We start from the raw sequence: 23780 nt of genomic DNA on the forward strand, positions 1-23780 counted from the left end.
ATGTTAGAACATTATCTTAGTTTATTTGTAAAATCGATTTTTATTGAAAATATGGCACTGGCATTTTTTCTGGGAATGTGTACGTTTTTAGCCGTTTCAAAACGGGTAGAAACTGCCGCAGGCTTGGGAATTGCCGTGGTCGTCGTGCAGGCGATTACTGTTCCGGCTAATAACTTTATCTACAATATGGTTCTTCGCGATGGCGCGCTTGCATGGGCAGGCATCCCGAATGTTGACCTTAGCTTTTTGGGACTGATCACCTACATTGGTGTGATTGCAGCAATGGTGCAAATCCTGGAAATGTCACTGGATAAATTTTTACCGGCGCTGTATAACGCTTTGGGAATTTTCCTTCCGTTGATTACGGTAAACTGCGCTATTCTGGGCGGCACCTTATTTATGGTAGAACGTGATTATACATTTCCCGAAAGTGTTGTTTTTGGTATCGGTTCCGGTGCCGGATTTGCCCTGGCGATCGTTGTATTGGCAGGTATCCGTGAAAAAATGAAATATAGCAACGTCCCGGAAGGGCTGAGAGGATTGGGCATCACCTTTATCACTGTTGGGTTGATGGCAATCGCTTTTATGCTTTTCTCAGGCATCCAATTGTAAGGATAAAGGGAGATTTTTCGAATGAGTGGAACGAATCTCATATTGTTAGGCGTTGTCTTCTTTATCTTGATTGTGCTGGCATTGGTGGCGCTAATTCTTTTCGCAAAATCGCGATTGGTAACCACCGGTAACGCAAAAATCCTGATAAATGACGACCCCGAAAAAGCGCTGGAAGTTCCGGTAGGCGATAAGCTGCTGAACGCCCTTGCTGCCAAAAAGATTTTTATACCTTCGGCATGTGGCGGTGGCGGAACTTGCGGTGAATGTAAACTGATCGTCGCCGAAGGCGGCGGTGATGTTTTACCGACGGAAAAAACGAAACTATCACGCGGTCAAATCCGTGAAAACTACCGGCTTTCCTGTCAGGTTGCTGTAAAGCAGGACTTGAAAATCGAAGTTCCGCCGGAAGTCTTCGAAATTAAAAAATGGCACTGCAAAGTGCGTTCGAATCGAAACGTGGCAACATTCATCAAAGAACTGGTTTTGGAATTGCCGGAAGGTGAAAATGTGGATTTCCGCGCCGGTGGTTACATCCAGATTGAATGTCCGCCGCACGTTGTTCACTACAAAGATTTCGATATCGACAAAAAATTCCACGAAGATTGGGACAAATACAACATTTGGCAATATACTTCGAAAGTGGATGAAGATGTTGTTCGGGCGTATTCAATGGCAAACTATCCCGAAGAAAAAGGGATTATTATGCTGAACGTCCGTGTTGCTTCGCCGCCGCCGCGTATGCCCGATGTGCCGCCCGGCAAAATGTCGTCATTTATTTTTGGGTTGAAACCCGGTGATGACGTTGTAATTTCCGGTCCTTACGGCGAATTTTTTGCGAAAGACACAAAAGCTGAAATGGTATTTATCGGTGGCGGCGCCGGTATGGCACCCATGCGTTCGCATATTTTTGATCAGTTCAAACGCGTTCACACCGATCGTAAAGTGAGCTTTTGGTATGGTGCCAGAAGCATGCGAGAGGCATTTTACGTTGACCATTTCGACAAAATTCAGGAAGAAAACCCCAATTTTATCTGGCATTTGGCGCTTTCAGAGCCGTTGCCGGAAGATAATTGGACCGGATATGTCGGTTTTATCCATCAGGTTTTGTATGAAAATTATCTGAAAGATCACCCGGCTCCGGAAGATATTGAATATTATATCTGTGGGCCGCCCATGATGAACGCGGCAGTGATGAACATGCTGGAAAATCTGGGTGTTGAACCGGAAAATATCCTGTTCGACGATTTCGGCGGATAAAAAATCTTAAAGGGCAACTGTTAACAGCAGTTGCCCTTTCGTTTAATAAATGTTGTGAAAATGAGAAATGTTGATTATGACCCATCAAAAATGCTATTTATTTAACAAGGCTAAGTTATTATTTACACTGATGTTAATTGTTGCTTTGATTGTTGGCTGTCAAGAGGATAGCAAGGCAAAGCTTCATTTTATCAGCGGGCGTACAATGGGAACGAGCTTCTCCATTAAAATAGTGAAAGACAATCGCCCGAATGAGCAGTATAACAAGCTTGAACCGGAAATTAATGCATTGTTGGTTGAGGTTAATCGGCAAATGTCCACATATCTGCCGGAATCTGAAATTTCGATGTTCAATATCCAAAACGATACCGGATGGTTCGATGTTTCCCGCGATTTTGCAAATGTAATGAACGCATCGTTGGAAATTTGCCAACAAACCGAAGGTGCGCTTGATATCACCGTTGGTCCATTGGTTAACCTGTGGGGATTTGGTCCGGAAAACCGCCCGACAATTATCCCATCCGATGCAGAAATCGCAGAGCGCCAAAATCTGGTAGGATACAATAAAATTTCGGTTCGGCTCGATCCGCCGGCTGTTAAAAAATCGCAAAGCGGCATGTATTGCGATCTTTCATCTACCGCGAAAGGATTTGGTGTTGATAAAGTTGCTGAATATCTTGAATCAGAAAATTTTAGCAACTATTTTGTGGAGATCGGCGGAGAAGCTCGTGCAAAGGGAAACAATGAGCGCGGGCAAATTTGGCGGGTTGGTGTTACCTCGCCGGAGCGTGTGGATAATATTCAGAAAGTTGTTTGGTTGCAAAATAAGGCAATTGCCACCAGTGGCGATTATTTTAATTATTATGAAATGGACGGTAAACGGTACTCACATACAATTGATCCTCAAACCGGAAAGCCTGTAACGCACAAATTAGCGTCGGTTACCGTTGTTTCAGACAATTGCATGACGGCAGATGGCTTTGCCACCGCGATAGATGTTATGGGGCCAGAACGAGGATTTCAGTTCGCCGCAGAGCGGAAACTTCCGGTATTTATGATCGTTAGAGAAGGCGAGATTTTCGTGGAAAAAATGACCCCGGAATTTTCAGAAATGTTGAAAACAAAAAAATAGCAATAATAGATAGGGAATCTGTTATGATAAAGTTTTTAGTGGTTGTGGGATTGTTTATGGTGATGTTTGGATTTTTAGGTTTTGCGTTGTGGTTTGCACGCTGGAAACAGGAAGGCCGTGCATGTTGCAGCACCGGCATCGAAGATTTGTTGCAGAACGAATGGGATCCCTGTTTGTCTTGCCCAAAAAAAGGCACGGATGAATGCGATCATGACCATAATGACGAAAAGCATTGTGCAACAAATGTTAGCACTAAAGCTTTGGAAGATCAAAAAAACAACAAATCAGTGCCATCTGCAATTGATTGAACGAACTAATCCGATATTTCTTTAGCAAAAGAGGCGATACTCAACGGTGTCGCCTCTTTGCTTTTAATAACCCTCTATTTTCCGAATAATGAAATATCCGTCATCGCCCTGTGCCTGATACAATGGCATAAAAATATTACCATCCTCGTGACTGGTAATTTCTTCTGTGTTACTGTGAGCCAGCAGTTCACCTTTTTCAATGGATTGAAAATTTAGAAATCCCGGCTCCATCACAAAATTTTCTTCGCTCCGGATTCGATATGAATAGCGAACCTGGAATATTTTTGGAACATCGCGCAAAGTTTCCCGGAGATATTCCTGATAATCTTCATAATCCGGGTCGGGAACATTCTTTTCTTCGATACAGCCGGCACTGACCATCGCAATCCAAATCGCGGCTATGTGGCGATGGATCGAGCGCTCGTCGTCGTGTTGCCCGGCTTCAAATGCCATTGTCAGACACCCCTCAACATCCTCGAGATATTGGATCAATGAGCCCTTCAAATGGTTGAGTAAGCCAAGAATGATTGGCGCATGAAAATTCAGGGCAAATTTTCGGCTTATCGATTTATCCTGAATGATGGTAAACGGGTGGCTTTCTGCCGAGGTTGTGTGCAAATCCAATGCATAAACCGGAAAACCGGATGTCGTTAAATATGGCTTAATTTCAGAAAAAATATTTGCTTGCTCAGCCATTTCCACTGTTGAATGGTGTGGCAACGGTAAGTTTTGTTTTAAGCGATGAATATTTTCTGTTGTCCAAATTCGGTTTAAATCCTGATCTTTATATCGAACCCGATCCTGCAAAGCCGACATGTTTCCTGAAATTGCCAAAAATTTACCGCGGAAATCGGGTTGTTTTTCAGATAGCAATTTCGCAACATGGTTTAATGCATAAATAGCTGCGTGCTCATTACCATGCATTCCGCCAAAGCAGATAATCGTCGGACCAGGTTTTTTCTGGTCGTATTTCCCTAAAACACGTTTTATTTCAACGTTTTGTTCAACAAAGACGCTCATTTTCTCACTCGATAATTTGTTAAAAGCTGAATTTATCTGTTTTTATGATATCCAATCAAGCTGTTAATTATTTAGTCATCATCGGTGGTGGGTTTTGAGGATTCAGTATAAAACTTAAATTTTTTACGATTGGTAAAAAAGTGCCAAATAACGAGTTGCTTTGCGCAAAAAACATCAGTGATGTATATTTTGTTGGTTGGTTAATTCTCAAAACCAGAAAGGTAATGGTAATATTTTCAACTATTTAAGTTCTTTTATTAGAAAATCGCTGTTTTATGGCGCTTTGGCTTTGCTTTGCGGATGCACTTCTGGTAACAGTTTGGAAGACGTACTTACGGATTATCAGCAGCGTATTTCGCGGATCACAGAAATCGAGCAGCCGAACGCATTCAAGTCGGAACTTTTGCAATATCCTCGACACAGGGATTTATTTATCCCGATTGATGAGGTTCGAATCAGCTTGCTGGACTTTTTTTCTCTCGACGATTGTGATTTGCAAATACTGGTTGCGGAACGAAACAATGCGATGGGAAAAGTGATGTCCTCGCCGCAAATTCTCGTTTACGAACACCAGTTTTTAGTGAAGCTTCGTACGTGTCTGGAAAAATTATCAATGGAATCGGATGGGTCGAAAGAGTGGCAGGCACAGTTGGCAAAAGTTGATTCCATTAAATCGGAAAATATGTCTAGCGTTATTTGGAATGCCACTTTTGCCAGCAGGGCATTTGATAAATTATTCTCGTTATCTGCGCAATTACCCGAAGTTAATGCGCTGCCAAGCGGAAATATTGAAATAAATGAAAATATTATCTATCTTGTTAATGTCGCAAAGAGCATTGGGAATCCTGAGTTGGAATTGAATCAATCAAAAATGGCTAAAATTTACACGCTTTTTGAGTCATTTGCCTATGGCGGAGCACTATTGAATGCGATGGAAATGTTGACATTTCATTTGAACACTGTCGCTGAAATTCTTGAAATGCGTTTGGCGAAACGTCCGCTGTGTGTCGATGGCAAACCCGACGAAACAGCGATTCGTTTGCAAACGGTTTTCGATAAATTTTATCGCGGAAATGTGCAAAAATATTTGGCTTTTACCCACAAAAACGCCCGGGAATTGTTAACAGCAATCAATAAGCTAGCTGAAATTCAAGATGAAGTGATCCCGGAAGTGTTTCGAAATTATCAGGAAAAGCAAATTGATATAGCATCGGAACATGCTGTTTGGCAAAAATTTGACCGTGCAATCAAACGCCATACGGCAGCGTGGCAGGCTGTTTTCGATCAATGTGGCATGATGCCAAATTGATATATAAATAATTATTTATTAAGAGGTTAACGTGTTGAAAGAAATATTGATCTATGCACCGAATATTTCCAAAGAAAATTTACAGGGCTTGTTATATTTGCAAATCGGGTGCCTCGGCAATAAAATTTCTGTAAATTTGATTAAAAGGATAACAAAATTCAGGGCACCGGAATTGGCTGTTATCTGTGAAGATGTTGATGCGAACGAAATTGCCAATCTGCTTGCACATGTGTTCGATGTTGCCAAAACACTCGGTGGCACGCGATTTGTTTATTTACAGGATAACAAACCGGTCAGTCAATTAGATGCAAATGATCAGCCGGAGAAAGTGCGAGCCATTTTGGAAAACGTCAGTGCCGAAACTATTGATAAAATTGAAATTTATTAACCGTAGAAAACGAGTCTGAAATGTCTCAAAACGATCAACAATTAGTGGATGTATTGGCATTTGGCGCACATCCTGATGATGTGGAATTGGGTTGCGGTGGAACGTTGCACGCTTTGTCCAGTCAAAACGCAAAAATTGGCATCGTTGATTTAACCGAAGGCGAAATGGGAACGCGAGGCACAGTTGACGAACGACGGAAGGAAGCGGATGCCGCTGCCGGAATTCTGAACGCAAAATTTCGGATAAATTTGCAAATCCCCGATACAAAAATTGATAACAGCGCATCAAACCGGCGAAAAATAATTTCGGTGATTCGCAAATATCGGCCCAACATTGTTTTTGCGCCCCATCCGGGCGACCGCCATCCGGACCATGCGCATGCCGCCAATATTGTAAAAGAAGCCGCTTTTTATGCAGGTGTTCGAAAAATCGATGCTGATTTGGAATTGGCGCCGCACCGCCCGCACAGCCTTTTGTATTACATGATTTCGACAGATTTTGAGCCCACATTTTATGTGGATATTTCCGCCGGTTTTGATGCAAAAATGGACGCTATTCGCGCCCACAAATCACAGTTTTACAATCCGGATTATCCCGGCGAAACAACGTTTATTGCATCAAAAGAGTACTTTGAATCCATCGAAACCCGGGCAAAATATTTCGGATGGAAAACCGGTGTCCGATTTGCTGAACCTTTTTGGAGTGCGTCACCGATTTTGCTGACAAACCTAATTGATCAGCTTCGGTAAAAATGAGTACCGATTGCAAAAAATCAGCTTTCAAACGCGACCAGTTCTTTTCCCTTGTTCATGTTTTTGAAAATAATCGCGATAATTTGAACTCTTTTGTAAAAGCGAGTGTAGAAGAAACTGTTCAAGAAGTGCATATTTTGAAATTTTGGAAAAAGATTAAAAGATCGAAAAAAGATAACCTCGTTTCAAAAAATGCTTGATTTATTTGGGCAGGTAGCCTAAATTCGCATCTCTGCAGCGAAAATGATTAATAAATAATGAATCGGAGGATGCATATCGATTTGGTTGTTAAGGAAAAGTAAGTTGTTGAATTATTTATGTTTAACTTTTTTAATTATGTTTAACTCCTAATCGAATATGTTGCATCCTAACAGTAGAACCGAATGGTCAATCGCTCGCCCATTTGCTCGGTTTTTTGTTTATTAATCCAGGAGGATCGTATCAATGAGAGCCAAATTTGCTGCATTTATTGCAATTCTATTTTGTTTCACTCCCATCACATCTGTGTTTGCCCAAGGCGAAGCAACCGTGTTGTTCATGATGATCAATGCCGGTGCACGTCAGGGTGGAATGGGTGAAGCAGGTGTTGCTGATCCAAGCGATGCCAACGCAATTTATTGGAATCCCGCCGGTTTAGCCTTCGAAGAAAACACCTTTGACCGCTCAACTCAGGGTGAAGCAACCCTGATGCACGTTAACTGGTTGCCTGCGTTCAACCTCAGCGATTTATATTATGATTTTGCCGCCGGAAAATACAATCTTCCCGGTATTGGCACGGTTGGCTTGGGAATCCAGTTCATGAACTACGGTGAAAACAACCAGACCGATGTGAATGGAAACCTGATCGGGACGTTTACCAGTAACGAGTTCGCTGTAACTGGCGCATATGGATTGAAAGTAAAAGAAAATCTTGGCATCGGTGTAAACCTGAAGTTTATTTATTCCAGATTATCACCGGTTCAGGTCGATATCGAGCAGGGGAAGGGCGTTGGTTCTACTTTTGCGTTGGATATCGGCGCGCTGTATCACCCCGGATTTATGAAACAATTGAGCATCGGTGCAAATCTCGCTAATTTTGGCCCCAAAATTACCTACATCGACAAAGAGCAGGCAGACCCGATTCCCACCAATTTGCGGGTCGGTATTGCTTACCGGGTGCTGGATTCCGAATTTAACAGATTTACGGTGCTTTATGACATCAACCGCCTGATGGTGCCGCGTGATGAGGAAGATCGCAGAGCCAGTTTTGTGTCATATTTGGGAAGCGCATGGGGTGGCGGCGATTTCTTTAACCGCCTGACCCATTCGATTGGTGTGGAATATTGGTACACCAATTTGATCGCATTGCGCACCGGTTTCTTTTATGAAGACCCGAGTTATGGTGCCCGTAAGTTTTACACATTTGGTGGAGGTGTCCGGATTTCATTTTTGGGTGTCGATTTTAGCTATATCCTCGGCACCGTTGAAGACAGCCCGCTTGCTGACACCATCAGATTTTCACTTTCAGCAATATTCTAAATTATTCGAAACTTGTTTTCGGCGCGATTTTCATTTTAAAAATTGCGCCGTTAAAAATTCAGAACATGGAACAGCGATATGTTGAAACGCGTTGTTTTGGGGGGATTGGTGTTTGTCTGCCTGTCGGCACTCGGCTTCTGGCCTGCAAAAGCACAGTCACTTCCGGACACTTTGAAAATTTTGGCCATTCGGGTTGAATTTCAACCCGATAACGCCACTACCACCACCGGCGACGGAACGTTTGACCTGAGCAATTCGACAACGGCTTTCCAGATTGATCCGCCGCCGCACAATCGAAGTTATTTTCAGGATCATCTGACCTTCGCCAAAAATTATTTTGAAAAAGTGAGTCGAGGGGCGTTAACCGTTACTGGCGACGTTTTTCCTTCGGGTGAATCGGATGCTTATCGACTCAGCGAATCCATGTTGGCTTACAATCCCAACACATCGGCGCAAGCGGTCGATCAGGGGATTGCCCGTTTACTTCGCGATGCGATTCAATTGGCAGACGCGGATGATCAGGTCGATTTCTCGAAATACAACACTGTTGTGGTTTTCCATGCGGGTGTCGGTCGCGATATCGATTTGGGTTTGGACGACACGCCTCAGGACATTCCTTCATTATATGTAACGTCCCAATTTCTGCAAAATAATTTAGGAATCAGCGAAATTACCGTGGATGGCGGTGCCACATCCATCAAAAATGGAATTGTTTTGCCCGAAACTGAAAGCCAGGAAGGAATTCAGTTGGGCTTGAACGGGATTCTGGTATCCAATATTGGCTCTCATTTGGGATTTCCGGATCTGTTCAGCCCGTCTGAACGAGCGACAGGTGTCGGGCGTTTTGCATTGATGGATGCAGGGTTATTCAACGGCGATGGCTTATTGCCTGCGCTGCCAATGGCCTGGACGCGCATTTTCGCCGGATGGGAATCAGCAACGACAATATATCAGGCGCAAAACGATGAATTGGCGTTGAATGCCGTTCTCTCGCCGCAATCGCCGCACGTTTTCAAATTTCCGATAAACGACAACGAGTATTTTCTGGTTGAAAACCGCTATGCGGGTGAGTTGCGACTGGATAGTTTGCAACTGGTGCTCACCGAAGGGCGAAATGAGCTGGCGTCGATGCGCGAGGTATTGGAAACATACCTTGCAGATCAAGTTACTTTTAGCCCGCGCGGTGTGTTGATCGATGCCAAAAATCCCGATATCGCGTTGCCGGGCGGCGGTGCGCTGATTTGGCATATCGATGAATCGGTGATTAATGCGCAAATTGCCCAAAACCGAATTAATGACGATCCCGCTCATCGCGGTATCGATTTGGAAGAAGCGGACGGATCGCAGGATATCGGCGAAACGTTTGATTTTCTGAGCGGCATTCAGGATGCATCGCTCGGTTGGGCGCTTGATCCGTGGTATACATCGAATTCATCACCGCTTTTTGAAAATAAATTTTCATCGAGCAGCACGCCGAACAGCCGCAGCTATCTCAACAAAGCGAACAGCCATATCACGTTGTCGAATTTTTCTGCAAGTGATTCGGTTGTGACATTTCAGGCAACGCTGGATTTTTTCCAACCAAACTTTCCGAGAAAAGTTGACCCGGCAGTTTACGGCGTCGCAACTTCGTTAAAAGTGCTGGATGTAGATGCGAACGGTCGTTCGGAAATGATTCTCACAACCGACAGAAATAAAATTTTGGTGATCGACGAAACCGGTGAATCGCAATGGGGAACGGACTCATTAGAGGCGTTGCAAATCGATGAAAATCTTACACTTATCACACCACCTGCATTTACAGTTTTTCCGAATGGTGATGTGCGAATTACAATCCTTACTCGCGAAGGGCAGGCGTTTAATTATCTGTTTGACCGGACACAAAACCGGTTGAACTCACTGATATCAGCAAACGGAAACGGAAGCCGTTTTTCCACATTTCCGGTTGCGCCAAATGAGGGCAGCGAAATTTATTGGGGTGGGGAAGACGGCAATATTTGGCAACTCAACGTTGATGAAAACAACGTATCATTTACTGAAATGGGTACCATACCCGAACCGGTGCGGTTTATTACTGTTGATGCAGCCGGTGAATTGTTGGCAACCGGAATATCCGGAAACATTTACAATGGTTCCGCGCAGCAGGTTGCAGAAGCTCTTGGCAGTCGAACACCGCTTGTCGGAAATGGGCAAGTTACAGTGGATAACGATGGTAGTTTGATCAGCGTTGCAAATGGCATAACCTCGCCGGAATCGAGCATTTTGAATGTCCAAAGTGGATTAGCAGCCGTGACCATTCCCGCAACTTCGGGTCAACCGGAATCGGAATTTATTGTTGCGGCCGGCGATAATCGCATCTCCATTTTCAACGAAAATCTGACGCTTCGGACGGAATTTCCGAAAACGGTTTACACACCCGAAATATCGACCGATCTATTTATCGCACCGCTGATTGGTGATTTAACCGATCCGTTGCTCCAAATTTCTACCGAAAAAAGCTCGCAACAAACACCGGATATTTCCAGCATTGTGGCGGTTGATCCGTCGGGATTAATTCTCGGATACGATTTTGACGGCAACCCGTTGGATGATTTCCCACTCGCGGTTGGCGATTCTATTCTGGTCTCGCCCGCGTTGCTTGATATCGACGGCGATGGCGATGTTGAGCTCGCCAGTATCAGCAAAACCGGCACGATGTTCGTGTGGGATCTGAATGCACAATTAGATGCAGCAAATCCGCAGCCGTGGGCGCAAGAACACGCCACACCCGGAAACACCAATCGCGCCTCGGCGGTTGCCAAAACTACCCAACAAACGTTTTCAGGATTGATACCGGCTGACCGTGCGTATAATTGGCCCAACCCAAATCGTGAAAATTACACATTTATTCGATACTATTTAACCGAAGCGGCTGATGTAACCATTCGCATTTTCGATTTAGCCGGCGATTTGGTAAAAGAGCTAAACGGTACTGGTTTTGCCAATACCGATAACGAGGTTTTGTGGGACTTGACCAATGTTCAAAGTGGGGTTTATCTCGGCCAAATTGAAGCAAAAAGCAGCAGCAAAACGGAGTCACAAATTATCAAGATCGCAGTAGTTAAATAATATTTAAAAATTTTGGGCAACGTTAACCAAATGAAAAACAATAGCTTACATCTATTTTGCATACTTATTTTATCATTTATTCTTTATCCATTATCCGCGCTGCAAGCTCAGGAATATGAACCGAATCATCCGGAGTTGGTTTGGAAAACCATTGAAACAGAGCACTTCCGGGTGCACTACCATCAGGGAACCGAGCGCACCGCAAATGTTGTCGCAAAAATAGCTGAAGACGTTCATCCCGACATTGCCGGATTGTATCAGTATGAGCCGGATACCAAAGTTGATTTTATCATTAAAGACATTCAGGATTACGCCAACGGTGCCGCGTATTTTTTTGATAACAAAGTTGAAATCTGGGCGGAAAATCTCGATTACGTGCTGCGTGGCACCCACAACTGGCTGCGCGATGTGATCACTCATGAATACACTCACATCATTTCTCTTCAGAAAGCGCTCAAATTTACCCGTCGTGTTCCGGCAGGCTGGCTGCAGGTTTTCGGATACGAATCCGAACGCCGGGAGGATGTTGTTCGTGGATTCCCGGATGTGCTGATTTCCTACCCGATTTCCGGCATCACAATTCCTGTCTGGTATGCGGAAGGCGTATCGCAATTTCAGACACCTACGAAACGATTCGATTATCGTGATTCGCATCGCGAAATGCTGCTCCGCGATCGCGTGATGACCGGTGAATTGCTCGATTTCAGCGAAATGGGACATTTCGGAAAAAACAGTATCGGCAACGAATCGAGCTATAATCAGGGGTTCGCTTTTGTGCGCTATCTTGCTGAAAATTATGGAGATACGGTTGTCACAAAACTCGCAATAAACGCATCAAATCCGTTTGCGATTTCATTCGATGGCGCAATGAAAAAAGCAACCGGTGTCAGCGCCAAAGAATTGCACAAACGCTGGCACGATGAGATGTTGAAAACTTACACAGAACGCCTTTCGACAGTGCAGGCAAATCTGCAAACCGGTCAGCCATTTGTTGATGAGGGCATCGGAAATATGCATCCGCAGGTATCGCCTGACGGGAATTTTGTCGCATATCTGGCAACCGGAGATGCGGACTATCTCTCACAAAATAAACTAGTTATCGAAAATTTGCAATCCGGTGAAAAGCAAAAAATTGATGAGCGTATCACCGGTTCAATGAGTTGGTCGCCGGACGGCAGCTATTTAACGTATAGCAAAATTGTCCCAACGGATCAATTTCATCTCTATAATGATGTTTTTATTTACGATATCGCCAAAAAAGAGGCGCATCGCATCACACGAAATCTGCGCGCCAGACACCCGGATTGGTCCAATAATGGCAACAAATTGACTTTTATTGTTGAAAGCGACGGATTGCAAAACTTGTATGTTTTGGAATTAGGTGATTTGGAAAAATCACTGTCTCAGGAAAACTGGATTTGGCGATATTACGATTTGAACACTCACGAAATGCTAGCGGATGCCAATCAAGATTCGGAAAAAAACTGGCAGGAAAAATATCGAAAAAGCGGTTTTAAGGGTGTTGCATTGCGGCAACTCACGCAGTTTGTGGATGGACGGCAAATTTATCATCCGCGATGGGCGCCCGGTGATGCAGACATATATTTCGATACCTCCATCGAATTTGCCCGGGATATAGCGAAAATTCCCGCCGCCGGCGGCGAAATGTCTTTTGTGTTGAACGCAGAATATGATGAACGGTATCCCGATTTCAACCCGGTTACCGGAGAACTAGTTTACGCCAGCGACGAAACCGGGATTTTTAATATTTACAGCACCAATTTGCAAACCGGTGCAAAAAAGGCGTGGACAAATGTTATCGGCGGTGCTTTTATGCCCTCGATTACGCCGGAAGGCGATTTGTTTTATTCCCAATATGTGAATCAGGGGTATAAAATTTACCGCATAAACGATGCACAACCGGTCGCGCCGGAGAAATTGCGTTACATCGAAAATTATGGCGAAACCATCCCGGAATTGACGGTCAACCAACGGGTCGATAATCCGGCACCTGCTACGCCATACAAAAACAGTTTTTCGAGCGTCACATTTATGCCGCGCTTGCTGATTGATTACAAAACTGTCAAACCCGGATTCTACATTTATACAAATGAACTGTTGAACCGGCTTTCGTTTTTTGGCGGGGCGGATATCAACCTCGATAAAGATTACGATTTGTTTGGCATTTTCGAATATAACATGCACAAACCTACCGTATTTCTTGAGTTATTCAACCAATCCGCAAATATTAAAGACAATGTGATACTACCGGAATTCCCGGGAGTTGAACCGGAAATTGATATTCAGTTCAATTTATTTCAGGGAAATTTTGGCTTTCGCGGGCATTTTTTGCCGGGCATTTTGGGAAAAATATTCGATACGCGGCTGGAATATATTTTAAGCCTGTATCGTGCCCGAATCAAAGGATTTGCATTTAACGATCCGGTGAATAACGCCCCAATTGAGTTTGCGCCATTGCGATATAGCTATCTGAAAGGACAATCCGTAAGTTTGTTGCTCAAACACGTGAGTGTCAAACGCGATCTGGATACGGAAATTAACCCGCGCGATGGGCGGTATTTCACGCTGCGGATTCAACGGGAGTGGAATAAATTTTTATCGGATTTCGCCACTGATCGCGCAGAAAATCTGGAAATATTTGACAAATTCAATTTTAACCGTGTTGAAATGAATTGGGAAGAATATTTCAAAGTGCCATTTACCGACCGGCATACACTCACTTTGCGGATGCAGGGTGGTTTCATCGATACCAAAGTGGACAGCTTTTTTCACTTTTTCGGCGGTGGTTTGGTCGGGTTGAAAGGCTACCCGTTTTACAGTGTGGAAGGGCGACGCGTGGCAATCGGCACGGCAACTTATCGATTCCCGCTGTTGCGGAATATCAATAAACAATTTCTGAACATGTATTTTGATAAATTGTATCTCGGTGGCTTTGCCCAATACGGCAACGCATGGTCAGAAAACACGCTCGATTTCGATGATTTTTTGAGTGACGTTGGCGTGCAACTGCGGCTCGATACATTTTCGTGGTATTTTTTCCCGACACGAATATTTTTTGAGGCAGCGTATCCGCTGAAAGTGCAGGTGAATAATGGCGTGTCATATCCCAAAGAATGGAAGTATTATCTCGGTGTGTTGTTCGATTTCGATTTGCGGCTGGATTCCCGGCGTTATCTAAAATAATCGAGTGAAATGTGTAAATTACAATAGAAGGTGATTTATGAAACGGCTGTTCGCGTTTATAACAATCCTGGTTGCGCTTCCCGTGTGGGCACAGCAATCGTTTCCCGAAAAAACAGATGATGTTTTGGTCAACCGCCAACTGCTGAATGATGCACTCGCAAATAACATTCAGGATCAGATGGACGATGCGGTGATCAGCAACGCGCCTCAAAAATCCATCGGAAAATCTGTGTTGATGTCTGCCGTTTTGCCCGGAGCTGGTCAATTTTATGCAAATTCATACATCAAAAGTGCGATTTTTTTAGCGGCTGAAGCAGTAGCCTGGGGCATGTATGTTTCGTACAATAAAAAAGGTGATGACCAAACCGACAAGTTTGAGGCATTCGCCAACCAAAACTGGACGGAACAGCGCTACTGGACGTTCGTTTATACCTATGTTCAAAGCCGTTACCCGGATGTTGAAGGTTTTCCCTACGGACAATATGATGCAATGGTGGAAGATGCCGCCGGGCGTCTGGTGATTCCCGATTGGCAAACCGCCGAGGAAGACCTGAAGGAATTTGCATCTTCGCAGTATATCAGTGGATTTAGTCATGACTTGCCATCGACGACAACCCAGCAATATTACGAAATGATTGGTAAATACCCCGAGCAATTTGGAAACGGTTGGGCGGATGCGACTTACACCGACCGATATCAGGGTGGGTATGGTGATCCCAGCCGCGAAAATGTAACGGTAATGAACAAAAATTATGTCGGCATGCGCAACGAAGCCAACCAGTTTTACGACAAAGCAGCATATGGAACGATGATCGCATTGGTCAATCACGTTATTTCTGCGATTGATGCAGGATTCACAACACGGCGGTTTAATCAGCGCCAAATGCAGTTAACCTACAATAATCGCCGGTTGAACGGGGAATATGTAAATATGTTTGGGCTGGCAGTTGAATTTTAGGGTAGCCGACTAAACTAAAAATTGAATCATTAAAATGATGAAAAAAATGAAATTACAATCTTCTATTTCGCTCGTTTTATTTGTGCTGTTTTCGGCAACCGCGATAAATGCCCAAACTGGGCTGAAGTCAACAAAATTCAGTAAATCGCTGCTTTCACAAAATGCAACTGCTGCGGTAACATCTGCAAATAGCGATGGAAAAATGCCGGAAATTTTCGCCGAAAAACGCGGCGGTGTACAGAATGTATTTTACTCACTGATTTTACCCGGCGCAGGCGAGTGGGCGATGGGTAACAAAGGCGCAGCAAAAGTATTTTTTGGATCGGAAATGGTGCTGTGGCTGGGCTTTTGGGGCGCACAATCGTATGTCAATATTTTACAAAATGATATGGAATCATTTGCTGCGCTGAACGCCGGTGTTCGCACCGCAGGAAAAGACGATCAATTTTGGATCGATGTCGGCACCGCCAGCGATCTCGATGAATTTAATCACGAGCGATTGCTCGAACGCGATATCGACGCCACATATCCGGAAACTGCCGAATATCAGTGGCAATGGAACAGTGAAGACAATCGCCGCGAATATTTGCAAAAACGCTTCGACAGGCTGGACTGGAAACGCCGCACCAATTGGGTCGTTGGCGCACTCATTCTTAATCGTCTCGTCAGTGCTATTGATGTTGTGCGATTGCTACGCAAACAAACTGATGAAACCCAAGCCCGGAAATCAATAATGTATGTCGACTACGCACAAAATAGCTTGCATGGCGAAACCTATCGGCTAAATTTAAGCATTAAATTATAGTTTCATAGCGGTTAGGGTTGTTCACGCACTGATGGCTGTTTTATTTGACATTTGTTACTTTTTCGGGGGCCGCTGGTGTGCTCATTCTGTTTAATCCTTCCGTCAATTTACCTATGGAATTTCATGTTTTTTTTTCAGACCAATGGTTTTGAAACCACCCGCTCATAAAAGGCAGGAAAATTGAAAAACGTATTTATCACCGGAGCTTCCGGATTTTTGGGAAATTATCTGCTAAAATTTGCATCAGCGGATGTTCATATTCTGGCGCAATACCACACAACCGCACCTGCAATTACTTCGTCAAATATTGACTGTTTACAAATGGATTATGCGAATCCGGATTGGACGCAAGTTCAGCATTTTCAACCGGATACGATTATTCATTGCGGCGCGATGACCCAAATTGATAAATGTGAACAGCGCCCCGCTGCTGCCGTAACAGCAAATCTGACGTTTACAAAATATCTTTGTGATGTGGCAAATTTAACCGGTGCACGTTTTATTTTTATTTCTACCGATCAGGTTTATGACGGTGAAAACCGCGATTATACCGAAACTGATGCCGCAAATCCGGTAAATCAGTACGGAAAAATTAAACTTGCTGCAGAAACATTTGTGCTCGGCAATCATCCGAACGCGGTAGTTGCCCGAAGCGCATTGATTTACGGAAAATCACTTCACGGGAAAGTGACATTTACCGAATCGATGATCGGCAGATTGCGCGAAGGTCAAACCGTTAACGTATTTGAAGATGAATTTCGCACGCCAATTTTAGTAGATAATCTTGCGGAAGCGATTTGGGAATTGGCTGGCAATACATTCACCGGACTGCTCAATCTCGGTGGTAGCCAACGGATCACCCGGTTGGAAATGGGCAAAATCATCTGCGATATGTTCGGATTCAACGAAAACGGATTGCTCCCCACAAAAATGGCCGACATTCATCTTCCGGCCAAACGTCCGCAAGATTTATCCTTCGATATCGCTCTTGCAAAGCAGGTGTTGACAACACCGCTGACTGATGTTTCCACAGGTTTGCGACGTGCATTTTCTCAATCCTAAAATAAATAAAAACAATGGATAAGCAGCAGTTGTTGGTCGTTAAAATTGGCGGAAATGTCATCAATGACGATGGTGAATTGCATCAATTTTTGACCGATTTTGCGGCATTAAGCCAGCCGCGGATTTTGGTGCACGGCGGCGGAAAACTCGCCACAGAACTTGCCAATAAATTGGAGATTCCGGTTCAAATGGTCGATGGACGCCGCATCACCGACGTGGAGATGCTCAAAATTGTAACCATGGTTTACGGCGGATTAATCAACAAAAACTGTGTATCGCAATTGCAGAAATTGGGCTGCAATGCCATTGGTCTCACCGGTGCAGATGCGAATATTATGCTCGCCAAAAAGCGCAGCGGTTGGGATCGCGATTATGGTTTTGTCGGCGACATTGAACGGATTGATAGCCAGATGCTCGCCACATTACTGAACAGCGGTTTAACGCCCGTCCTCGCGCCGCTCACCCACGATGGCGATGGGAATTTGCTCAACACCAATGCCGACACCATCGCTGCAGCGGTTGCGCAGTCGATGATCGCTAATTTTCACGTTTCGTTAATGTATTGTTTTGAGAAAAAAGGTGTGCTGGAAAATCCGGCGGATCCGGAGTCTGTTATTTCGTCTATTAACCCGTTAACATACAACGATTTAAAAACAAAAGGAATCATATCTGCGGGCATGATTCCCAAATTAGATAACGCATTTTCGGCGATAGCTGCCGGTGTCGAAAAGGTGCATATTTGCCACGCAAAGGATTTTCGGAAAATTGCTGGTGGCGAAAGTGCTGGCACCCTTTTGCTGCCCTGAATCAGCGAAACAATGCATCGATATCTGAGCGATGATTGAGCATCATCCGTTCCCACTCCAATTTTATCCACGGTGAATAAATATCGCCATTTTTTGCCAACTCACGGGTCAATTCATTGATACCGATCCAGCGGGTTTCGGCAATTTCATTCGGGTTGAGATGAATTTGATCATCTGAACGCCCGATATAGACTGCGCACATCTCCCGTTCCGAGCCTACATTCTTATATTTCGCATGATATTTGAACGTGAACAGATGCTTCAAATCGGTGGTGATGCCAAGTTCCTCAGCGAGCCTGCGGCTGGTCGCGTTCTCTAGTTCTTCGCCTTTTCGGGGATGACTGCAGCAACTGTTCGCCCAAATAAGCGGCCACAAATGTTTTTGCTGGCTTCTTTTTTGGATTAGCAACTCTTTGTTTTTATTGAATATAAATATTGAAAACGCGCGATGCAAAATACCTTCCCCGCGATGGCAGGCCAGTTTGTCCGCATAGCCGGTGATGGTGTCGTTATCATCTACCAAAATCAACATTTCGTCGTCGAATGAAACCTGCTTACTGTTTTCTGTCATTTCAAACCTGTGATTAATTTAGCGTTTTCAAACTATTTGGGTAACCATTGCCCGATACCCGGCTTTGCGCATGCTTGCAGCTATTTTTTCTGCCGATTCCGGATTTTCCGGCAGAGCGATCATTGCGCCGCCACCGCCGCCGCCGGTCAATTTTGCACCGAGCGCACCGCTTTTCCGGGCAATTTCGATTAACTCTTCCAATTCCCAGCTGGATACCTGAATGGCGTTCAGCAATCCCTGATTAATGTTCATCAGTTCGCCGAGGGTATCCAGTTCATTTCGGACGATCGCCTTCATCGCGCGTAACGCTAAAGCGTTGATTTCCGTGAAGATACGTTCGTACATCATTTTATTTTTTTCCCAGGAATGCCGGACGTTCGCCACCATTTTTGCTGTCAAACTTTCCACACCCGTGATGCCGATTACCAGTGAAATCGGGTTTTCGACAGCCAGCGGTTTGATGAGCGGTGGTGTGCCGCGCCGGAAAAGAATAAATTTGCCATACGTTGCCATCGTGTTATCGATGCCGGAAGGTGTGCCATGAACAATCTGTTCGGATTTGAACGCAAGTTCGTTCACTTTTTCATCGGTGAGATCAAGTTTGTAGTGCTCCGAAAGCGCCCGGACAATCGCAACGGCTAATGCAGCGGACCCACCCAAACCCATCGCCCGCGGAATGTGCGGGAAAATTTCAATGCGCATGCTTCGGTCATTCAGATCGAGCGCCTTTAAAATCACATCCAGCGATTGGTAAATGGAATGCTCGCGTTTACGGTCTTTCGTAAGCCGTTCCTCCACACCCCATCGCGGAATAATCAGGTGCACGCCTTCCTTTGCGTCGATCACTTTGGATTGAATAGCAATTGGAATAGGTGCTGCAATAACGTGGCTTCCGTAAACCGCCGCATGCTCGCCGAACAAAATAACCTTGCCGTAACCGGCGGGCAAATCCACCCGGATTTCTGTTTCTTTTTGCCGGGAAACCGGAACAGAGGTTCTGTCGCGCAATTCTTTCACAATTTCCTCGGCTTTCCACACTTTTATTTCACCGGTTTCGATGAGCCGGTCAACAACTTCGTCAAACAAATCGGGCGGCGCATCTGCTGCCATTGCAACGGTGCGGGCGTGCAACGTCATGTGTCCCTGCTGAATGCCTTCCGTTGAAAGGGCTTTGATCGCCGAAAAATTTTGTGCTAATCCGACCGCGCCCATCACTTCCATCAATTCGCGAGCACTTTCGACATTCAAAATGCGCAGCAACGGCGCAACCGAAGGATTCGATTGTACCGGACCGCCCACAATTCCCACTTTCAGCGGTAATTTGATACGTCCGACGAGATCGCCGTCATCATTTTTGGACCATTTGGTAAGCGACGAGTAATGGTTGCCGCGCGCCGCATAGGCATGAACGGACGATTCGATGGCTCGCCAATCGTTGCCGGTGGCAATCGCAACCGGATCGATGCCGTTCAGAATACCTTTGTTGTGCGTGGTTGCGCGATACGGATCAACGAGCGCAAATTCATTCGCCAAAATAATCCCGTCGCGAACCTGTTCGCCGTTGAATCCTTTTTTGGTTTCGAGAAATTTTGTGGGAATCACACACTCCGCAGTGACCAGCGAACGGTCGGCGAGATTGGACAGGATGCGCAAAAACACTTTCCCGCCGGTGATTTTTTCGACCAATCCGGCAATGCCTTCGCACATTGTGTTGACGAGGTTGGCGCCCATCGCATCGCGCGTATCAACCAGCAGGTGAACCACCAGCATGTCCCCGCGATACGATGAATTTGGGTGGATAAACACTTCCACATCTTTTGCACCGCCGCCACGGGCAACCATGTTCGGGTGAAAGCTGTTGGCGAGGTTTAATATTTCATCTTTGTTCTGCAATATCGCTTTTTGGGCGTGGGATGGGTGTTCAATATCCATCACCTGCACCTGCCCGATGAGAATGGGCTCGGTACTTTTTGCCGAAAATCCGCCACTCTGCCGGACAATTTTTGCAGCAGAACTGACCGCCGCAACGATGGATGGTTCCTCAACGACCATCGGCACGATGTAATCTTTCCCGTTGATCAAAAAATTGAGCCCCAACCCGATGGGCAAACTGAACACGCCGATGACATTCTCGATCATTTTATCAGCGGCTTCATGATCCAGCACATTTGCCCCGCTGGATAATAATTTGAAGGTGTCGGCTGTGATGATTTCGCGTTCTTTCAGAACTTCCAGCCGTTCCTGAACGGACAATTTGTAAAAACCCGGAATGCGGGAGCGATCCATAATGCTGCCTCAAGGTTTCGTTAAACCATACGAATAAACAATAAAAATGCTATCCTGCAACAAAAATAAAAATTTTAATCCGATGAAATATGGACACCGCGATGGGCAATGGCGGCATCAATTGGCGAATATCCGGCTTTCGCAAGTGCCTCGGCTGCGGCTTCGATAATGTCCGGGGAAGTAGCGAACGCGATACCCAAATCGCCGCCGCCGGCGCCGGATGGCTTGTAAACCGCACCGGCTGTTTTTGCGATTTCCCGGATTGCGGCATGTTCCGCAGTCACAATCGGTGCGATGCTGCGTTCGCCAAGTTCGGTCATCGCTGAAAATACTCATCAACGCAGTCGAGGAATTTATCGATTTCAGCATTGGCGATGGCGTGCGCGCCTTCAAATGAAATATCACTCATTGCCGTAAGAATGTTGGAAAAACCGGCTGCATCGCGTTGCCGGAATGCGTTTACGCGGCTTACCAATTCGCGCGTGGAAGCCGGATTACCCGACCAAACCACCAGCATAAACAGGTTCTCCGGCAGATCGAGCGGCTCGATCATCGCGTTGAGCGGATCGCCCGGCGCAATTTGATATTGCAACACACCGCCAATTGCGGATGCCGCAATATCCACACCGCTGCCCATTTTGCCCTGCGCCCGGTAATGCGCCCGAACCGCCTGCTGAAACAATCTGTATTTATCTTCAAACGGATGATCGGCGAATTCAAAAATGCCGTTTAATAGCGCGATGCTCAACGCAGCGCTGGAGCCAAGCCCCAGTTTTTGTCCGGTATTTTCGAAATAAAATTGATCGGTTTCCAACAAAAATGAGGACGGCGGCAACTCAATCGGCGATTCCTGCAACGCGGATTCGATGGCAGCGGAGAAAAAAATGAGCAGGCGACGGGTTGCGTCGTCTGTTTCCGGGAAGGTCATTTTGCCGCCTTCCAGCAATTCAAACGGCTGTGGCGAAATGCCCAATCCCGGCGATTCGACCGAATATTTGCCCTTTTTATTTGCGGAAATGTGCACATTCGCGTTGCGATTAATTGCCGCAACAACCGCAGGTGCGCCCTCCAAAACGGCGTATTCGCCCAATAAAATCAGTTTTCCCGGTGCGCTGGATGTTATTTTACGGGTGTTCATTTCAATTTCAAATTTCGATGACGGATTGGCGGTAACGATCGAGCAACGATTCAATTGCAGCGTCGTTTTGTTTGATAAATTTCACTGTTTTTGGCGCTGTTTTTTCGCGTTTGGCAAATTCCAGCGGCTCAAACGCGTCGGTAAACAGGATGCGTTTCAAAATGGATGGCGGTTTGCTGAGATCGAGCGTTTTTGTGGCGTTGTAAAACGCCAGATTCACATCCAGCGGTCGCCCGTTTTGCAATTGCTCCAGCGATTGAATCGGGCAAAATGAGGAAAACAGCAGCACCGTCGAGCCTTTGTGCAATTCGTAATAGCGATCTTTCATAAATTGCTCAATCGACAATCCGGATTGCCATTTTGCCGCGCTCACCGAATACAGCATTTGCTGATACTCGTCCAGTTGATAATGCTGTTCGATAGATTGATCGACAAAAAAACGCACGCTGAAACCCTGCTCAATAATTGCGTCGATCACCTGCCGGATTTTTTCTTTGTAAATATCCAGCAACAAATCCTTCAGCGGCAGCGGTTGCCCGCCGGTTGGCGATGCATCGTAAAAACTCGCTAAAACGTTGATATGCGAAACATACGGGAATGTTCGATCGTGAATCCGCACGGTGAGTTCCCGGCTGCGGGCGTAATTTTTCCAGATGATCCGGCGAATATCATCGCCCGGTGCATACTTTTTGTAATCGAGCAATTCGCCTTTGGCGGTGCGGTGCTGAATCACTTTTTTGACCGGATCTTCGGAACTTTTGGTGTTGATCAGCACGCCGTTGTTGAGTGTTTTTGGCGGCTCTGTGAACACGCCAAGATGTTCGGATTCGCGATAGGGAAGGGCAAACAAATGGAAAAAATCTTCGAAATGAATGATCGCGCTGCGAAACCGGTAATCGCGAACATGCGGTAACAGCATCTGTTTGCGACCCAAAATACCCATTCTTTTGCCGTTCTCGCGGAGCACCTCGTTGACCAAAATCTCGTCGCTGGCGACGTTATCTTCAAAAAAAACAGTCACTTTCAGAAATCCGAGAAACGGGCGACGGATGCCGTAAATACGCGCTTCGGTATCGACCAATCCCGGCGTCGGGCTGGTTTGCCGGAACCCAAGTTTGATAATATCCTGTTTTTCATCGTCGTCCGTTTCCAAAATACGTTTTTTGAAAATGAGCGATAAATAGGGGAGGATAGTGGTGATCAACCCGAAAGCCAAAACCGATGTACAGGCAAACAGCGCCAAAATGCTCAACACAATTTGCACCCGCGCCTGATCACCCGGCAAGCTGGAAAATTCGTGATACCAATAATATGAAAACCCGGCAATAACCAGCAGCAGAACTGCATTTCGCCGGAGAATAAAAAAATTTGAAATATATGCTAATGTTGTTTTCAATCGTTTGTCGGTCTCATTTAATAATTGATTTTTTTACGAAAGTAAACGTCGTTAATTTCATGCGGTTTCCATAATTATGCCCAAAATTTTACGAAAATCTATCATTAATATGTGATTATTGCAAGTTATTCGTAAATGTATCTCCATCGC

At 45.3% G+C, this 23780-nt stretch carries 20 protein-coding genes; 14 read left to right on the plus strand and 6 right to left on the minus strand.

Translation table 11 applies throughout. The annotated features are described in order from the left end of the window. From nqrE to H6629_16120, 4 genes are all read left to right on the plus strand, one after another. Entirely contained in the window at positions 1–612 is a 612-nt protein-coding gene (nqrE, locus tag H6629_16105; GenBank protein MCB9069317.1) for an NADH:ubiquinone reductase (Na(+)-transporting) subunit E, read from the plus strand. Positions 613–633: 21 nt separating this feature from the next. Beyond that, positions 634–1869 carry an NADH:ubiquinone reductase (Na(+)-transporting) subunit F gene (locus H6629_16110; protein ID MCB9069318.1) on the plus strand — a complete coding sequence of 412 codons (1236 nt, stop codon included), beginning with the start codon at positions 634–636 and terminating at the stop codon, positions 1867–1869. A gap of 130 nt (positions 1870–1999) precedes the next feature. Further along, positions 2000–3001 (plus strand): FAD:protein FMN transferase, encoded by a 1002-nt coding sequence (locus tag H6629_16115; protein MCB9069319.1) that lies wholly within the window; start codon positions 2000–2002, stop codon positions 2999–3001. 23 nt (positions 3002–3024) lie between these two features. Continuing rightward, positions 3025–3309: a hypothetical protein gene (locus H6629_16120; protein ID MCB9069320.1), complete on the plus strand. Its 285-nt coding sequence runs from the start codon at positions 3025–3027 to the stop codon at positions 3307–3309. A 63-nt stretch (positions 3310–3372) separates the two neighbouring features. On the opposite strand, the gene H6629_16125 is transcribed toward H6629_16120, so the two are convergent. Then, on the minus strand, positions 3373–4329 hold the full coding sequence (locus tag H6629_16125; GenBank protein MCB9069321.1) for a succinylglutamate desuccinylase/aspartoacylase family protein: 957 nt from the start codon (positions 4327–4329) through the stop codon (positions 3373–3375). Positions 4330–4648: 319 nt separating this feature from the next. Here H6629_16125 and H6629_16130 point away from each other — a divergent pair, with 319 nt between their 5' ends. From H6629_16130 to argB, 10 genes are all read left to right on the plus strand, one after another. Continuing rightward, complete coding sequence (locus H6629_16130; GenBank protein ID MCB9069322.1) at positions 4649–5638, plus strand: DUF3080 family protein; 990 nt, start codon at positions 4649–4651, stop codon at positions 5636–5638. 172 nt (positions 5639–5810) lie between these two features. After that, positions 5811–6026 carry a hypothetical protein gene (locus H6629_16135; GenBank protein MCB9069323.1) on the plus strand — a complete coding sequence of 72 codons (216 nt, stop codon included), beginning with the start codon at positions 5811–5813 and terminating at the stop codon, positions 6024–6026. Positions 6027–6046: 20 nt separating this feature from the next. Continuing rightward, positions 6047–6775: a bacillithiol biosynthesis deacetylase BshB1 gene (bshB1, locus tag H6629_16140; protein ID MCB9069324.1), complete on the plus strand. Its 729-nt coding sequence runs from the start codon at positions 6047–6049 to the stop codon at positions 6773–6775. A 447-nt stretch (positions 6776–7222) separates the two neighbouring features. Then, complete coding sequence (locus H6629_16145) at positions 7223–8296, plus strand: PorV/PorQ family protein (GenBank protein ID MCB9069325.1); 1074 nt, start codon at positions 7223–7225, stop codon at positions 8294–8296. Between the two features lie 78 nt (positions 8297–8374). After that, positions 8375–11404 (plus strand): T9SS type A sorting domain-containing protein, encoded by a 3030-nt coding sequence (locus H6629_16150; protein ID MCB9069326.1) that lies wholly within the window; start codon positions 8375–8377, stop codon positions 11402–11404. A 30-nt stretch (positions 11405–11434) separates the two neighbouring features. Continuing rightward, the gene (locus tag H6629_16155; GenBank protein MCB9069327.1) at positions 11435–14608 is read left to right on the plus strand and encodes a hypothetical protein; all 3174 of its coding nucleotides are present in this window, start codon (positions 11435–11437) and stop codon (positions 14606–14608) included. A gap of 37 nt (positions 14609–14645) precedes the next feature. After that, positions 14646–15566 carry a hypothetical protein gene (locus tag H6629_16160; protein MCB9069328.1) on the plus strand — a complete coding sequence of 307 codons (921 nt, stop codon included), beginning with the start codon at positions 14646–14648 and terminating at the stop codon, positions 15564–15566. 46 nt (positions 15567–15612) lie between these two features. Continuing rightward, on the plus strand, positions 15613–16371 hold the full coding sequence (locus H6629_16165) for a hypothetical protein (protein MCB9069329.1): 759 nt from the start codon (positions 15613–15615) through the stop codon (positions 16369–16371). Positions 16372–16551: 180 nt separating this feature from the next. Further along, positions 16552–17433, plus strand: a complete 882-nt coding sequence (locus tag H6629_16170) for an SDR family oxidoreductase (GenBank protein ID MCB9069330.1) — start codon at positions 16552–16554, stop codon at positions 17431–17433. Between the two features lie 14 nt (positions 17434–17447). Continuing rightward, positions 17448–18239 carry an acetylglutamate kinase gene (gene argB, locus H6629_16175; GenBank protein ID MCB9069331.1) on the plus strand — a complete coding sequence of 264 codons (792 nt, stop codon included), beginning with the start codon at positions 17448–17450 and terminating at the stop codon, positions 18237–18239. Between the two features lies 1 nt (position 18240). On the opposite strand, the gene idi is transcribed toward argB, so the two are convergent. The 5 genes from idi to H6629_16200 form a co-directional block, all read right to left on the minus strand. Continuing rightward, entirely contained in the window at positions 18241–18810 is a 570-nt protein-coding gene (gene idi / locus H6629_16180; protein ID MCB9069332.1) for an isopentenyl-diphosphate Delta-isomerase, read from the minus strand. A 27-nt stretch (positions 18811–18837) separates the two neighbouring features. After that, positions 18838–21096 (minus strand): hydroxymethylglutaryl-CoA reductase, degradative, encoded by a 2259-nt coding sequence (locus H6629_16185; GenBank protein MCB9069333.1) that lies wholly within the window; start codon positions 21094–21096, stop codon positions 18838–18840. 74 nt (positions 21097–21170) lie between these two features. After that, positions 21171–21416 (minus strand): hypothetical protein, encoded by a 246-nt coding sequence (locus tag H6629_16190; GenBank protein ID MCB9069334.1) that lies wholly within the window; start codon positions 21414–21416, stop codon positions 21171–21173. Further along, complete coding sequence (locus tag H6629_16195) at positions 21413–22288, minus strand: hypothetical protein (GenBank protein ID MCB9069335.1); 876 nt, start codon at positions 22286–22288, stop codon at positions 21413–21415. Before H6629_16195 ends, H6629_16190 begins: the two co-directional genes overlap by 4 nt. Beyond that, positions 22242–23630: a DUF58 domain-containing protein gene (locus H6629_16200; protein ID MCB9069336.1), complete on the minus strand. Its 1389-nt coding sequence runs from the start codon at positions 23628–23630 to the stop codon at positions 22242–22244. The genes H6629_16195 and H6629_16200 overlap by 47 nt, the downstream gene beginning before the upstream one ends. Between the last annotated feature and the right edge of the window lie 150 nt (positions 23631–23780).

Source organism: Calditrichia bacterium, from assembly GCA_020634975.1.
In the GTDB taxonomy this organism is placed as follows: Bacteria; Calditrichota; Calditrichia; order RBG-13-44-9; family J075; genus JACKAQ01.

Excerpts from the sequence above, each read along its gene's own strand:
- idi (MCB9069332.1), bottom strand. The coding sequence starts at position 18,810 with ATGACAGAAAACAGTAAGCAGGTTTCATTCGACGACGAAATGTTGATT.
- bshB1 (MCB9069324.1), top strand. The coding sequence starts at position 6,047 with ATGTCTCAAAACGATCAACAATTAGTGGATGTATTGGCATTTGGCGCA.
- H6629_16110 (MCB9069318.1), top strand. The coding sequence starts at position 634 with ATGAGTGGAACGAATCTCATATTGTTAGGCGTTGTCTTCTTTATCTTG.
- H6629_16155 (MCB9069327.1), top strand. The coding sequence starts at position 11,435 with ATGAAAAACAATAGCTTACATCTATTTTGCATACTTATTTTATCATTT.
- nqrE (MCB9069317.1), top strand. The coding sequence starts at position 1 with ATGTTAGAACATTATCTTAGTTTATTTGTAAAATCGATTTTTATTGAA.
- H6629_16190 (MCB9069334.1), bottom strand. The coding sequence starts at position 21,416 with ATGACCGAACTTGGCGAACGCAGCATCGCACCGATTGTGACTGCGGAA.
- H6629_16120 (MCB9069320.1), top strand. The coding sequence starts at position 3,025 with ATGATAAAGTTTTTAGTGGTTGTGGGATTGTTTATGGTGATGTTTGGA.
- H6629_16165 (MCB9069329.1), top strand. The coding sequence starts at position 15,613 with ATGAAATTACAATCTTCTATTTCGCTCGTTTTATTTGTGCTGTTTTCG.
- H6629_16150 (MCB9069326.1), top strand. The coding sequence starts at position 8,375 with ATGTTGAAACGCGTTGTTTTGGGGGGATTGGTGTTTGTCTGCCTGTCG.
- H6629_16185 (MCB9069333.1), bottom strand. The coding sequence starts at position 21,096 with ATGGATCGCTCCCGCATTCCGGGTTTTTACAAATTGTCCGTTCAGGAA.
- argB (MCB9069331.1), top strand. The coding sequence starts at position 17,448 with ATGGATAAGCAGCAGTTGTTGGTCGTTAAAATTGGCGGAAATGTCATC.
- H6629_16145 (MCB9069325.1), top strand. The coding sequence starts at position 7,223 with ATGAGAGCCAAATTTGCTGCATTTATTGCAATTCTATTTTGTTTCACT.
- H6629_16125 (MCB9069321.1), bottom strand. The coding sequence starts at position 4,329 with ATGAGCGTCTTTGTTGAACAAAACGTTGAAATAAAACGTGTTTTAGGG.
- H6629_16115 (MCB9069319.1), top strand. The coding sequence starts at position 2,000 with ATGTTAATTGTTGCTTTGATTGTTGGCTGTCAAGAGGATAGCAAGGCA.
- H6629_16160 (MCB9069328.1), top strand. The coding sequence starts at position 14,646 with ATGAAACGGCTGTTCGCGTTTATAACAATCCTGGTTGCGCTTCCCGTG.